Origin of the sequence: Actinoplanes sp. NPDC048796 (assembly GCF_040650035.1) — a bacterium.
GTDB lineage: Bacteria > Actinomycetota > Actinomycetes > Mycobacteriales > Micromonosporaceae > Actinoplanes.
The window spans coordinates 1486443-1500543 of the sequence record NZ_JBEZGO010000001.1; the positions used below are offsets into that span (position 1 = coordinate 1486443).

At 75.2% G+C, this 14101-nt stretch carries 5 protein-coding genes; 2 read left to right on the top strand and 3 right to left on the bottom strand.

From position 1 onward, the window contains the following. Positions 1 to 4: 4 nt before the first annotated feature. Positions 5 to 973: a hypothetical protein gene (locus tag AB0C26_RS06825; RefSeq protein WP_360242630.1), complete on the bottom strand. Its 969-nt coding sequence runs from the start codon at positions 971 to 973 to the stop codon at positions 5 to 7. A 117-nt stretch (positions 974 to 1090) separates the two neighbouring features. Next, positions 1091 to 1519: an SRPBCC family protein gene (locus tag AB0C26_RS06830; protein WP_360242633.1), complete on the bottom strand. Its 429-nt coding sequence runs from the start codon at positions 1517 to 1519 to the stop codon at positions 1091 to 1093. 281 nt (positions 1520 to 1800) lie between these two features. Between AB0C26_RS06830 and AB0C26_RS06835 the strand changes: the two genes are divergently transcribed. Continuing rightward, positions 1801 to 3660: an AfsR/SARP family transcriptional regulator gene (locus AB0C26_RS06835; RefSeq protein ID WP_360242636.1), complete on the top strand. Its 1860-nt coding sequence runs from the start codon at positions 1801 to 1803 to the stop codon at positions 3658 to 3660. Between the two features lie 51 nt (positions 3661 to 3711). Beyond that, positions 3712 to 3939 (top strand): DUF5988 family protein, encoded by a 228-nt coding sequence (locus AB0C26_RS06840; RefSeq protein ID WP_360242639.1) that lies wholly within the window; start codon positions 3712 to 3714, stop codon positions 3937 to 3939. A gap of 119 nt (positions 3940 to 4058) precedes the next feature. Here the strand turns inward: AB0C26_RS06840 and AB0C26_RS06845 are convergent, their stop codons facing one another. Further along, positions 4059 to 14084, bottom strand: coding sequence for a type I polyketide synthase (locus AB0C26_RS06845; protein WP_360242642.1), 10026 nt, complete (start codon positions 14082 to 14084; stop codon positions 4059 to 4061). Between the last annotated feature and the right edge of the window lie 17 nt (positions 14085 to 14101).

A 14101-nucleotide genomic window follows, 5' to 3' on the forward strand; every position in this document is an offset into this window, starting at 1 on the left:
CCGGTCAGCGGGCGCCCAGGGGGATCCCGGCCTCGTAGACGGCCGAGCCCACGGCTTCGAAGTCCGCCGGTGCGACCACCGGGAAGACCTGGAACGGGAAGACGAACATGCCGGCACCCGACGAGACGCCCAGCACGAGCGCGAGCTGGGTTCCCTCCCGTTCGAGGCCGCGGATCACGTGCGCCATCCGAGTGGTGGTGATCGAGTTGGCGAGCAGGTCGGCCCGCACCTCGCCGGCGGTGGTCAGCTTGCGGTCGCTGAGCCCGGAGACCAGCGGCACCGCCGGATCGGTGAACGTCATGCCGGCGACGTGCGGGGCGATCCAGTCGTGGCGGAACTGCTGCAGCGGGCTGTGGCCGCCACCGAGCACGGTGACCACGTTGACCAGGCCGGCCGGCTTCTCGGCGGCGAGTTCGCGCAGTGCGTCGACGTAGCCGGAGAACATGTACATGCCGTTGCGGCCGTCGATGAACTGACCGATCTCGCAGGCGAGGTCCACGCCGGCGCGGCCGCCGATGAAGCCCTCGACGCCTTCGTCGTGCGGCACCACGCAGACGGCGATGCCCTGCGGCGGCTCGCCCTCCGGGTGCAGCGGGGACGAGGTGGCGTGCCGCAGGTACTCGAAGAACTCGCGGCGGTCGATCGCACCGGCGATGGTCGCGCCGATCTGGAAGCCGAGGCTGGAGCCGCCGATGATGTCGGGCCGGATGCCGCGGTCGGCGAGCACGTCGGCGATGCCGATCGAGTACGCCGCCTGGCGCGCCTCGGCGACGAAACGCAGATCGGGGTGGGCCGAGACGTCGCCGGAGTGGAAGGCCGCCGTGAAGTCCTCGGTCAGTATGCGGTCGGGCGATACCCCCGTCCATTCGGCGACCTGCGCGAACCAGTCACGAATGGCCGGAAAGCTGTCGTAGAGCGCCCGGCCGGGGGCCTCCATCGCCATTCCGCCGCCGAATGTGTAGGCAAGGGCCATGTGCATAACCTTTCTTCGAGCGGGACGACCGGCAAGGGGCGGAATGCGCCGCCGCGGGCCACGGTAGGCGGCCCGGCTGCCAGCGGCCTTGCAGTGCGCTTGTACGGCCGCCGGCGCTCAGCGGGCGGCCGGGAAAGCGGCGAGGCTGCTCTCGACGAGTTTCTGCGCGGCGTCCTGGATCATGTCGCCGATCGGGCCGACGACCGGACCGCCGGTGAGCTCCATGTCGATGGAGAGGACGCTGCCGGCCGCACCGGCGGTCACCTGGTAGACGAGCCGGGCGGCCACTCCGGTCGTACCCTGGCCGGACAGTTCGAGCAGCTCACGGCTCTTGACGGTGACGATCTCCCAGTCCACCGTGGCCGGCGGCCCGAGGATCGCGACGCTCTCCTTGAAGGTGGCGCCCTCCTCCGGGCGCTCCGGCGGCTCGGCGATCCACTGCTTGTGAAAAGCGACCCATTGTGGCTGCCGCCGCAGGTCGGTGAGCGTGCGCCACACCGCCTCCGGAGATTCCGAATACTCGGCGCTTGCTTGTGCGCGTGCCATCGACGACTCCTCGAATTCATGTCGGGAAATGCAACGTACGCCGCCGCCGGCCGCTATTTGAAGACCCGATCATCGGAATGCAAGGCGGTTGCCAGCGCATCACAAGAATGGATTAATAAGCTACGTATCAGGGCGCACCCCTAACCCCGACCCCTCCGGCCGTGCCGCTGTTAGGGGTTACCGGCGTCCGGACGCCGCCCCTAGCGTCGATCTCGTCCGACACGGCAACGGCCCGCCGGCAGCACCGCGGCCCGGGCCGCGACGCTCGTGATGATCGGGGGATGACCATGAAGTTCCGCATCCTCGGTCCGGTGGAGGCCGGCACCGACAGCGGAGAGACGATCGCGGTCGGCGGCCCCAAGACCAAGACGCTGCTCGCCGCCCTGGTCGTGAACGCCAATCAGACGTTGCGGATCGACTGGCTGTCGGACGCGATCTGGGACGGCGAGCCACCGCCGACCGCCGCGGCCACCCTGCACTCGTACGTCTGCCGGCTCCGGTCCCGCCTGGCGGCGACCGGCCCGGACGGCGCCGACCGGATCCGCACCGACGCGGACGGATACCGGCTGCGGGTGGAGCCGGGCGAACTCGACTCCGAGCTCTTCCAGGACCTGATGGACCGGGGCCGGGCCGCGGCCGAGCAGGGCCGCCCGGACGAGGCCTGCGACCTGCTCAAGAGTGCCCTCAAGTGCTGGCGAGGTCCCGCGCTGGCGAACATCAGCGCCAAGTTCGCCGAGGTCTACGCGGTGTCGCTGGACGAGTCGCGGGTCGCCGTGATGGCCGAGTGGCTGGAACACGAGCTGAGCCTCGGCCGGCACCAGGAGGTCGTTCCGGAGCTGCGCGTGCTGACCCAGCGTTATCCGCTGCGCCAGCGGCTGGTCCGGCTGCTCATGCTGGCCCTCTACCGCTGCGGGCAGCAGGCCGAGGCGCTGCACGTCTTCCGCGCCGCCCGGCACGCCCTCGTCGAGGAGCTGGGTGTCGAGCCCGGATCCGCCCTGCAGGCGCTGCACCAGCAGATCCTCAACAACGACGCGGTACTGGAGCATCGGCACAGCGCGGACACCGCCGGGCGGCACAACCTGCCGCCGGACGTCGAGGACTTCACCGGGCGCACCGACGAGGTGCACCGGCTGCTCGAAGTGATCACCCCGGACGACCCGAGCCGCACGGCGTTGCTGGTCAACGCGGTGAACGGCATGCCCGGCGTCGGCAAGACGGCCCTCATGGTGCACGTCGCCCATCTGCTGGCCGACCACTACCCCGACGGGCAGCTCTTCCTCGAGCTGCACGGCCACCGGCCCGATCGGCGGCCGCGCGACCCGGCGGACGCGCTCGGCGCGCTGTTGCTGCTGCTCGGCGTGGGCGAGCAGGCGCTGCCGGCGACTCTCGAACAGCGCGCCGCGATGTGGCGTACGCAGCTGATGCACCGCCGTGTCGTGGTGGTGCTGGACGACGCCGCGAGCCTGGCCCAGGTGGAGCCGCTGCTGCCCGGCAGCCGCAACTGCCTGGTGCTGATCACCAGCCGCGGGCGGCTGGACGGCCTGCGCACCCGGCACACCATGACCCTGGAGCCGATGTCCGAACGGGACGCCGGGATGCTGCTGGGACGGATGCTGGGTGAGGCACGCACGGCCGGCGAGCCGGACAACGTCGGCATCCTCGCGAACCTCTGCCACCGCCTTCCGCTGGCGCTGCGCATCGTCGGCGCCCGGCTCGGCAACCGCCCGTCCTGGCGGCTCGGGGATCTGATCGAACGGCTGCGCGACCCGGACGGGCTGAACCGGCTGTCCACGGCGACCTTGAGCCTCGACGCGAGCTTCGCCGAGTCGTACCGCCGCCTGCACGCCACGCAGCAGCGGGTGATCACCCTGCTCGGCGCCCACCCGGCGGAGAGCTTCGACGTCGGCGCGGCGGCCGTGGCGGCGGCGCTGGACCCGGCCGAGGCCGAACGCGTGCTGGAGTCGCTGGTGGACGCCAACATGCTGGAATCCCGCGGCATCGGCCGGTATGCGATGCACCCGCTGCTCCGTGACTACCTTCTCGGCACCGGGACCGGCCGCGACGATGCGGCCCGGCCGCGGAACAGGGCGGAAGCCCGGACCGGCGCCACCCGGCTGCCCGCCACGGCGGCGGCGGCCTGAGCCGGGCCGGTCCGCGCGGCGGGCCGGCCGACGTAACTGGAGGTGTTCCCCTTGACCCAGCTCCACGTCTCATCGCCCGACGAAGCCGTCACCGCGACCCTGGAAGGCGGTCCCGTCGACATCCCCGCCGACCAGCGGCGGATCACCGTCGCCGCCGCGGACCGGAAGGTGAAGGTGCCGTACTACGGCGGCTATGAGCATTTCGAACGTGCCGACGAAGCGTCCGCCGGCAGTCCCCTGGTGTTCCGCTGGACGATGCGGACGACCATCGCCGAGTGACGCGACGAGCCGGAGGCCGGGTAGCGCGAGCTACCCGGCCTTTCGCTGTGCCCTGGCGCGAGGCCCCGCGCATCGCGGGCCGCCGCCACCGTGTGCTCTGGTGGCGGCGGCCGGTGCGATCAGCGGGGCAGGTCGCCGAACTCCTGGTCGATGATGCTGAGCAGTTCGTCGGCCGTGGTTCCGGCGATGTCGGCCTCGGCGCGTTCCGGTGCCGTCGCGGCCGCGGCCTCCCACCGGCCCAGCAGGGCCCGCAGCCGACCCGCGACGGCCTTGCGGTCGTCGGCGTCGCCCGCCCCGGTGAGCAGCCACCGTTCCAGCGCGTCCACGTCCGGGGCCGCGGCGGCGCCGCTGTCCGCGCCGCCGATCTGCGCGGACAGGTGCTCGGCGAGCGTGGCGGGCGCGGGGTAATCGAAGATCAACGTGGCCGGGAGGCGCACTCCCGTGGCCGCCGTGAGCTGGTTGCGCAGCTCCACCGCGGTCAACGAGTCGAACCCCACGTCCTTGAAGGCGCGGTCGGCCCGGATGCTCGCGGTGGACCCGTGCCCGAGCACCGCGGCGGCCGCCTCACGCACCACCTCGGTGAGCCGGACGACCCGCTCCGCGGGAGGCAGCGTCCGGAAATCCGGCCGGTCCGGGCCAACGGCCGGCCGGCCGGCCGGTCGTACGGTGGCGCCCGCGTCCGCCGGTCCCGCGGCCTTCTTCTCGGCCCTGGCCACCACCACCGTGCCGGCATCGAGCCGCAGCGCCCGGTCGAAGAGCGTCAGGCCCTGCCGCGCCGACAGCGGAAGCAGGCCGGCCCGGCGCATCCGGTCGCGATGCGCCGCGCCGAGCTCCGCGGTCATCCCGGCCTCGGCGTCCCACGGCCCCCACGCCAGCGAGCCGGCGGCCAGGCCGGCCGCCCGGCGGTGCGTGGACAGGGCGTCGAGGAACGCGTTCGCCGCGGCGTACGCGCCCTGCCCGGCGCCGCCGAAGGTGCCGGCGATCGAGGAGAAGAGCACGAAGGCGGCGAGCTCGTGCTCGCGGGTCAACTCGTGCAGGTTGATCGCACCGTCCACTTTGGGGCGCAGCACGGCCCGTAGCCGTTCCGCGGACAGCGAGCTCACCACGGCGTCGGCCACGATCCCGGCCGCGTGCACGACCGCGGTCAGCGGACGCTCGGCCGGCACGGCGGCGAGCACCGCGGCCAGCTCGTCGCGGTCGGCCACGTCGGCCGCGGCCACGTCCACCTCCGCCCCGGCCGCCGTCAGGTCGTCGATCAGTTCGGGCATGCCCTCGGCGGACCGCCCGCGCCGGCCCACGAGCAGCAGCCGGCGGACGCCGTGTGCGGTCGCGAGGTGCCGCGCCACCAGACCACCGAGCCAGCCGGTGGCCCCGGTCACCAGCACCGTGCCGTCGCCCCAGCCCGGTTCGGCCAGGCCCGGATCGCCGGGCGAGGGTTCGGCGGCCGGGACCCACCGGGGCGCCGACACCTCGCCACCGCGCAGCGCGAGCTGGGTCTGTTCGCCGTGCAGGGCGGCCGCCACCGCGTCGGGCAGCGACCAGACCGAGTCGGGATCGTCGTCGATGTCGAGCAGCACGAACCGGCCCGGGTGCTCCTGCTGGGCCGAGCGCACCATGCCCCACACCGCCGCCCCGCCGGGCGCCGGCACCTCGCGGACGGCGCCGCTCGTCACCACGATCAGCGGCACGCCGGAGCGCTCCCCGGCCAGCCAGTCGCGCAACGTACGCCGGGCCTCCTCCGTCACCTCGGCGACCGCGTCCGGCTCCGGTACGCCCTCGCCGGTGCCGGGCACCGCCCAGAACACCGCGTCCGGCACCGGAGCGCCCGCGGCGTCCCGTTCGGCCAGGCCGGCGTGCGCGAGCACCTCGGCGTCCGGCGCGCCGGCGAGCCGGCGGACGAGCTCGGGGTCCCCGAACGCGTCCCAGCGCGCGCCACCGGCCGGCAGCCCGGCGGTGTCGACCGTCTCCCACGCCGCGCGCAGCAGGACCTGCTCGCCGGTGTCGCTCAGCGCGTCCTCGGGCAGCTCGCGCAGCGTCAGCTCCTCGATCGTGAAGACCGGCGCGCCGTGCTCGTCGGCCGCGACGACGGCGACCGCGCCGTTCCCGGCCGCCCGGATTTGTACCCGCAGCGACCGGGCTCCCGGCCGGTACAGGGTGACACCACGCCAGGAGAAGGGCAGCCGCGGCCGGCCACCGGCCGGCAGGAACGCGCCGAGCCCGATGCCGTGCAGGGCCGCGTCGAACAGCGCGGGGTGAATGCCGTACCGGTCCGGGTCGAGCGTCTCGGGCAGCCGTGCCTCGGCGCCGATGTCGCCGCCGATCCGCCGGGCCGCGACCAGGCCCTGGAAGGCCGGCCCGTAGCGGAATCCGGTACCGGCCATCGCCGCGTAGTGGTCGCCGAGCGGGAGAGGCTCGGCGTCCGGCGGCCACAAGGGCACGTCGCCGGGGTACGCCGGCTGCGGTGTCAGCACCCCGGAGGCATGCTGGGCCCACGCCTCCTCGGCGCCGTGCCGGCGCGCGTGGACGGCGACCGTCCGGCGCTCGTCACCGTCGGGCTCCCCCACCACGACGCGCAGCACCACCTCGGCGCCCTCCGCCAGCACGAGCGGTGCGGTGAGGGTCAGCTCCTCGACGTGTGCCGCGCCGACCCGAGTCCCGGCGGCCAGCACCATCTCGACGAACGCCGTGCCCGGCACGACTACCGAGCCGGCGACCGCGTGGTCGAGCAGCCACGGGTGGGTACGCGCGGACACCCGGGCCGAGAACGCGTGCTCGCCGGTGCCGGGCAGGTCGAGCCCGGCGCCGAGCAGCGGATGCCCCGGATCCGAGAGTCCCAGGGAAGTCGGGTCGTCGCCCGGCACCGATGCCAGCCAGTAGCGCCGCCGCTGGAACGGATATGTGGGCAGATCCACCGGCGCGGCCGGCGCGGCTCCGAGAACCGCCGCCCAGTCCGGCTCGGTCCCCCGCGCGACCAGGGCGGCGACGGCGGCCATCAGGCTCTCCGCCTCGGGTCGCCCACCGCGCTGCACCGCCACGCAGGTCACCTCGCCGTCGGACGCGGCCAGGCAGTCCTGGGCCGGCGCGGTCAGCACCGAGTCGGGCCCGACCTCGAGGAACGTGTCGGCGCCGAACCGCCGCAGGGCCGCGATCCCGTCGGCGAAGCGGACCGCCTCGCGGACGTGCCGGGTCCAGTACTCGGCGGTGCGCAGGTCGTCGCCGGTCGCCAGGGCGCCCGTGAGGGCGGACAGCACCGGGATCCGGGCCGGCTCGTAGGTGAGATCCTCCGCGACCCGGCCGAACTCGGCGAGCATCGGCGCCATCAGCGGCGAGTGGAACGCGTGACTGACCCGCAGCCGCTTGACCCGGCCACCGCCCTCGGCGACCGCGTCGGCCACCGCGCGGACCGCAGCCTCCACACCGGACACCACCACCGATCGGGGCGCGTTCACGGCGGCGACGGCGGCCTCGTGCTCCCGGCCGGCCAGCAGCTGCCGAACGGTGGCCTCGTCCGCTTCCACGGCCATCATGGCGCCGCCCGGGGGCAACGCCTGCATGAGGCGCCCCCGGGCCGCCACGAGCCGGCACGCGTCAGCCAGCGAGAGGATCCCGGCCACGTGGGCGGCGGTGATCTCCCCGATCGAGTGGCCGCCGACCGCTTCGGGCGTCACCCCCCACGCGCTGAGCAGCCTGAACAGTGCCACCTCGACCGCGAAGAGCGCGGCCTGCGTGTATTCGGTGCGGTGCATCGGGTGGTCGGCGTCCGGGGTCTCGGCGTCGAAGAGCGCGTCCCGCAGCGGCCGGTCCAGATGCGGGTCGAGGTGCGAGCACACCTCGTCGAGCGCCTCGGCGAAGACGGGATGGGACACGTAGAGCTCCCGGCCCATGCCGGCCCGCTGCGCGCCCTGCCCGGAGAAGAGCACGGCCAGCTTGCCGGAGCGCGCCGTTCCCGGCCACACGCCGGCCCGCGGGCGACCGTCCTCGATCGCGGTGAGCCGCTCCAGGAGCTCGCCGGTCTCGGCGCCCACGAGCACCGCCCGGTGCTCCAGCGCGGCCCGGGTGGTGGCGAGCGCCACGGCGACGTCGCGGGCCGGCGGCAGCGGCCGGCCGGTCAGGCTCTCGCGCAGGCGCCGGGCCTGGTCCCGCAACGCTTCCGGGCCGGCCGCGGAGAGCAGCCAGGCGACCGGTCCGGCCGGGGTCCCGGCCGGTGGCTCGGCGGGTGCGCCGCCGGGTCCCTGCTCGAGGATCACGTGGGCGTTGGTTCCGCTGATGCCGAAGGCCGAGACGCCGGCCCGGCGCGGGCGGCCGGTCTCGGGCCAGGCCACGGGGTCGGTGAGCAGACGGACGCCGCCGGAGCTCCAGTCCACGTGCGGGGTCGGCTCGTCGACGTGCAGCGTGCGGGGCAGCTCGCCGTGCCGCATCGCCATGACCATCTTCACGATCCCAGCCATGCCCGCCGACGCGGCCGTGTGGCCGATGTTCGACTTGACCGAGCCCAGCCACAGCGGTGCGCCGTCACGGTCCTGGCCATACGTCGCGAGCAGCGCCTGCGCCTCGATGGGGTCGCCCAGGGTGGTGCCGGTGCCGTGCGCCTCCACGGCGTCGACCTCGCGCGGCGCGAGACCGGCCGACGCGAGCGCCTGCTGGATGACACGCTGCTGCGACGGCCCGTTGGGGGCGGTGAGCCCGTTCGAGGCGCCGTCGGAGTTGACCGCCGAGCCGCGCACCAGCGCCAGCACCCGATGCCCGTTGCGCCGGGCGTCGGAGAGCCGCTCCAGCACGAGGACGCCGACGCCCTCACCCCAGGCGGTGCCGTCGGCGGCCGCGGCGAACGGCTTGCACCGTCCATCCGGCGCCAGCCCGCGCTGCCGGGAGAACTCCACGAACGCCTTCGGGCTGGAGAGCACGGCGACGCCGCCGGCCAGCGCCAAGGAGCACTCGTCGCGGCGCAGCGCCTGCGCCGCGAGGTGCAGCGCCACCAGCGACGAGGAGCACGCCGTGTCCACGGTCAGCGCCGGGCCCTCGAGCCCGAAGAGGTAGGCGACGCGGCCGGAGGCCACGCTCGCCGCGTTGCCCGTGCCGAGGTATCCCTCGGCGCCGGGCGGCGCGGTGGCGGCCCGATCGGCGTAGTCGCCGCCGGCCACGCCGGCGAACACCCCGGTCCGGCTGCCGCGCAGCCGGCGTGGATCCACCCCGGCCCGTTCCAGCGCCTCCCAGGTCGTCTCCAGCAGCAGCCGCTGCTGCGGGTCCATCGCCAGCGCCTCGCGCGGGCTGATGCCGAAGAAGTCCGCGTCGAAGTCGGCGGCGCCGTCGAGGAAGGCGCCGTGCCGCACGTACGAGGTGCCGGGGTGATCCGGGTCCGGGTGGAACAGCCGGTCGACGTCCCAGCCACGGTCGGCCGGGAAGTCGGTCACCGCGTCGGTCTCGTCCTGGACCAGCCGCCAGAGCGCCTCCGGGGAGTCGGCGCCGCCGGGGAACCGGCACGCCATCCCCACGATCGCCACCGGCTCGTCGGCCGGTGCCGCCGCCGTGGGCACGGCGGCGGCCGAGGAGGCGTCGGGCAGCAGCTCGGCCAGCAGGTGACGGGCGAGGACCTCGGCCGACGGCTGGTCGAAGACGATCGTCGTGGGCAGCCGCAGCCCGGTCGCGGTGGTGAGCCGGTTGCGCAGCTCGACGGCGGTCAGCGAGTCGAAGCCGAGGTCGCGGAAGGCCCGTGACGCCGTGACCGCGTCGGCCGAGGAGTGCCCGAGGACCAGGGCGGCCTGGGTCCGCACGAGCGAGAGAAGCTCGCCGCGCCGCTCGCCGTCGGTGAGCTCGCGCAGCCGTTCACGCAGCGCGGAGGCGCCGTCCTCGGCGGCGGCCGCCGGCGCACGCAACGCCTCCGCGACCTCCGGGATGTCCTCGATCAGCGGCCGCCGCCGGGCCAGCGTGAAGGTCGGCACGAACCGCGCCCAGTCCACATCGGCCACCACCGCGGTGGCGTCGTCGCGCCCCACCGCGTCGGCGAGGGCCCGGACGGCCCGCTCGGGCGCCATCGGCCGCACGCCGCGCCGGCGCAGCAGCGCGTCGGCCTCGTCGTCGACCATGCCGCCGCCCGCCCAGCTGCCCCAGGCCACCGAGGTGGCGACGGCACCGCGAGCGCGGCGCGCCTCGGCCAGGGCGTCGAGGTAGGCGTTGCCCGCCGCGTAGGCGCCCTGTCCGGCACTGCCCCACACCGCGGCCCCGGACGAGAAGAGCACGAAGGCGTCCAGCTGCTCGCCGTCGAGCAGGGCGTCGAGGTTGCGGGCGCCCTCGACCTTGCCGGAGACGACGCTCGCCATCTCGCCGGCATCGGTGTCGGCCAGCATGGTGAACTGGCCGACGCCGGCGGCGTGCACCACGGCCGAGACCGGGCCCACCTCGTCCAGGAGCGCGGCCAGCGCCGCCCGGTCCGCCACGTCGCACGCGGCCACGGTGACCTCGGCGCCGAGCGCGCGTAGCCGGTCACGCAACTCGGAGGCGCCCGGCGCGTCCGGGCCGCGACGGCTGGTCAGTACCACATGCCGGACCCCCGAACGGGCCAGCCAGGTGGCGACCTCGCCGCCGATGGCACCGGTGCCGCCGGTGACCAGGACGGTGCCGCGCGGCTGCCAGGGCGTCCCGGCGTCCGGCCCGGTCCGGGTCCGGACCATGCGGCGCGCGTACGCCCCGGAGGAGCGCACCGCCACCTGATCCTCGTCGCCGGTCAGCAGGGCCGCGAGCCGTTCGACGCCGTCACCGAGGCCGGCCGGCAGATCGGCGAGGCCGCCCCAGATCTCCGGATGCTCGAGCGCGGCCACCCGGGCCAGGCCCGCGACCGCGGCCTGATCGGGCACCGGCGGCGGGTCCGAGCGACCCACCGACACCGCGCCCTCGGTGAGCACCCACAGCGGTGTGCGGCGCCCGAGGCCGGCCAGCGCCCGGATCAGCGCCAGGGTGCCGGTCAGCGCCCGCCCCGGATCGCCGAGGGCCAGCAGAGAGAGCACTCCGTCTACGTCCAGGTCGCCGAGGAGACCGGCGAGGACGTCCTGGTCGCCCGTCTCCGGCACCACCACCGGGCACGCGCCGAGCAACGCCACCAGTGGCTCCAGCCGGTCCGCGGCCGTTGCGGGCACCAGGGCGGCCCAGGATCCGGTCGCGGGCGGGGCGGCCGTCGGCGGCATCGGCTTCCACCGCACGTGGTACCGCCAGGACCGGACCGCCGACTCCTGCCGCCGGTCGCGCCGCCACTCGCTCAACTCGGGCAGCACCAGGCGCCAGGCGTCGAGGCCGGCGTCGACCCGGAGCACGCGGCCGAGTTCGGCCAGGTCACCGCGCTCCACGGCGTCCCAGAAGGCCGGCTCGCTCTCGTCCGGGGTGCCGGAGGCCGGGGCCGCCGGGCGCTGCTCGTCCAGCCAGTGCCGGGTGCGCTGGAACGCGTACGTGGGCAGCTCCACCGGCGCGAAGGTTCCGCCGAGCACCGCCGTCCAGTCGACCGGCAGCCCGCGGGTGCCCGCCTCGGCCGCGGACCGGATCATCCGTTCCACGTCGTCCTCGTCGCGGCGCAGGGTGCCCACTGTGGCACCGGGCCGGCCGGCCGCCTCGATCGTCTCCTGGATCGCCGGCAGGAGCACCGGGTGCGGGCTCACCTCGACGAAGACGCCGTACCGCTGATCGAGGGCGGCCCGGACGGCCCGCTCGAACTCGACCGTCTCGCGCAGGTTGCGGCACCAGTACTCCGGGGTGAGCCCGGTGGTGTCGAAGGGCTCGCCGGTGACCGACGAGAGGAACGGCACCCGGGCCGCCCCCGGCTCGACACCGGCGAGCAGGCCACGGATCTCGCCGGTGAGCTCGTCGACGTGCGGCGAGTGCGAGGCGTAGTCCACCGGCACCCGCCGGGCACGGATCCCCTGCTCGGCGCAGCGGGCGATCAGCGCGTCGAGCGCGCCCGGCTCGCCGGCCACGACCACGGCGCCGGGGCCGTTGACGGCGGCCAGGTGCAGCTCCAGGCGATCCCGGTCGATCCATTCCCGCAGCGTGCCGGCGGGCAGGGCGACCGACACCATCCCGCCCCGGCCGGCGATGCCCCGCAGGGCCCGGCTGCGCAGGGCGACCACCTTCGCGGCGTCGTCGAGGGACAGGGCGCCGCAGACGTACGCGGCGGCGATCTCCCCTTGCGAGTGACCGATCACGGCGGCCGGGCGCACCCCCAGCGACTCCCACAGCTCGGCGAGCGAGACCATGACCGCGAACAGGGCCGGCTGCACGACGTCCACGCGGTCCAGCGGCGGCGCGCTCGTCTCCTGCCCGAGCACCGCCGTCAGCGACCAGCCGGTGTGCGGGTCCAGCGCCGCGGCGCAGCGCTCGATGCTCGCGCGGAAGGCCGGCACCCGTTCGGCGAGCCGCCGCGCCATGCCGGCCCACTGCGAGCCCTGACCGGGAAAGACGAAGACCGGCCCGGAACCGGGCACCACGGAGCCGAGCACCACCTGGGGCGCCTCCCGGCCGGCGGCGAGCGCCTCCAGCGCGGCGGTCCGGGCGCCGGCGTCGGCGGCGAGCACCACGGCGCGGTGTTCGAAACCGCTGCGGGTCGTGGCGAGCGCCGCGGCCACCCGGCGCGGGTCGGTACCGTCCGGCGCGGCCGGCGCGAGGAGCCGGGCGGCCTGGCCGGCCAGCGCCTCGGGCGTCCGGCCGGAGAGCGGCCACGGCACGGTCGGTGAGCCGCCGAACGGCTCGGCCGCCGGCGCCCCGGCCTCCGGGGACGGGCCGGTGTCCTGCTCGAGTATGAGGTGGGCGTTCGTGCCGCTGACGCCGAAGGCCGACACCGCCGCGCGGCGCGGGTCCTCGCCGGCGGGCCAGGGGCGGCTCTCGGTCAGCAGCGACACCGCGCCCGCCGACCAGTCCACGTGCCGGCTCGGCCGGTCGACGTGCAGCGTCTTGGGCAGAACGCCGTGCCGCATCGCCATGACCATCTTGATCACGCCGGCCACTCCGGCCGCCGCCTGGGTGTGCCCGAGATTCGACTTGACCGAGCCGAGCCAGAGCGGGCGGTCCGCCGGCCGGCCGGGCCCGTACGCGTCGAGCAGCGCCTGCGCCTCGATCGGGTCGCCCAGGGTCGTGCCGGTGCCGTGTCCCTCGACCACGTCCACCTGGTCGGCGGTGACACCGGCGTGCACCAGCGCCTGCCGAATGACGGCCTGCTGGGCGAGCCCGTTCGGGGCGGTCAGCCCGTTGGAGGCGCCGTCCTGGTTGACCGCCGAGCCGCGGATCACGCCGAGCACCCGGTGGTTGCGGCGGCGCGCGTCGGAGAGCCGTTCCAGCAGCACCATGCCGGCGCCCTCGCCCCAGCCGGTGCCGTCGGCCGCGTCGGCGTACGCCTTGCACCGCCCGTCCGGTGACAGCCCGCGCTGGCGGCTGAACTCGACCAGCACGGCCGGGGTCGACATCACCGCCACGCCGCCCGCCATCGCCATCGAGCATTCGCCGAGCCGCAGCGCCTGGCAGGCGAGGTGCATCGCGACCAGCGACGACGAGCAGGCGGTGTCGATCGTGACCGCCGGGCCCTCGAGGCCGAGCGTGTAGGCGATCCGGCCCGAGGCGACGCTGGTCGCGGTGCCGGTCAGCAGGAAGCCCTCCGCACCGGCCGGCACGGCGTCCAACCCGTCGCCGTAGTCCCGGCCCGAGACGCCCACGAACACGCCGGTCGCGCTGCCCCGCAGGGCGCGCGGGTCCAGGCCGGCCCGCTCGACGACCTCCCACGAGGTCTCCAGGAGCAGCCGCTGCTGCGGGTCCATGACCTGCGCCTCGCGCGGCGAGATGCCGAAGAAGCCCGGGTCGAAGTCGGCCGCGTCGTACAGGAAACCGCCCTGCCGGGTGTAGCAGGTGCCGGAGCGTTCGGGATCCGGGTCGTAGAGCGCGTCGAGGTCCCAGCCCCGGTCGGCCGGGAAGTCACCGACCGCGTCGGCGCCCCCGTCGACCAGCCGCCACAGCGCCTCCGGCGAGTCGACACCGCCCGGGTACCGGCACGACATGCCCACGATCGCGATCGGCTCGCGTTCGCGGTTCTCCATCTCCAGCAGCCGCTGCCGCGCCCTGTGCAGGTCGTTGGTGACCCAGCGCAGGTATTCGCGGAGCTCCTCTTCCTTCGCCATTGCCACCCTCTCCTTCC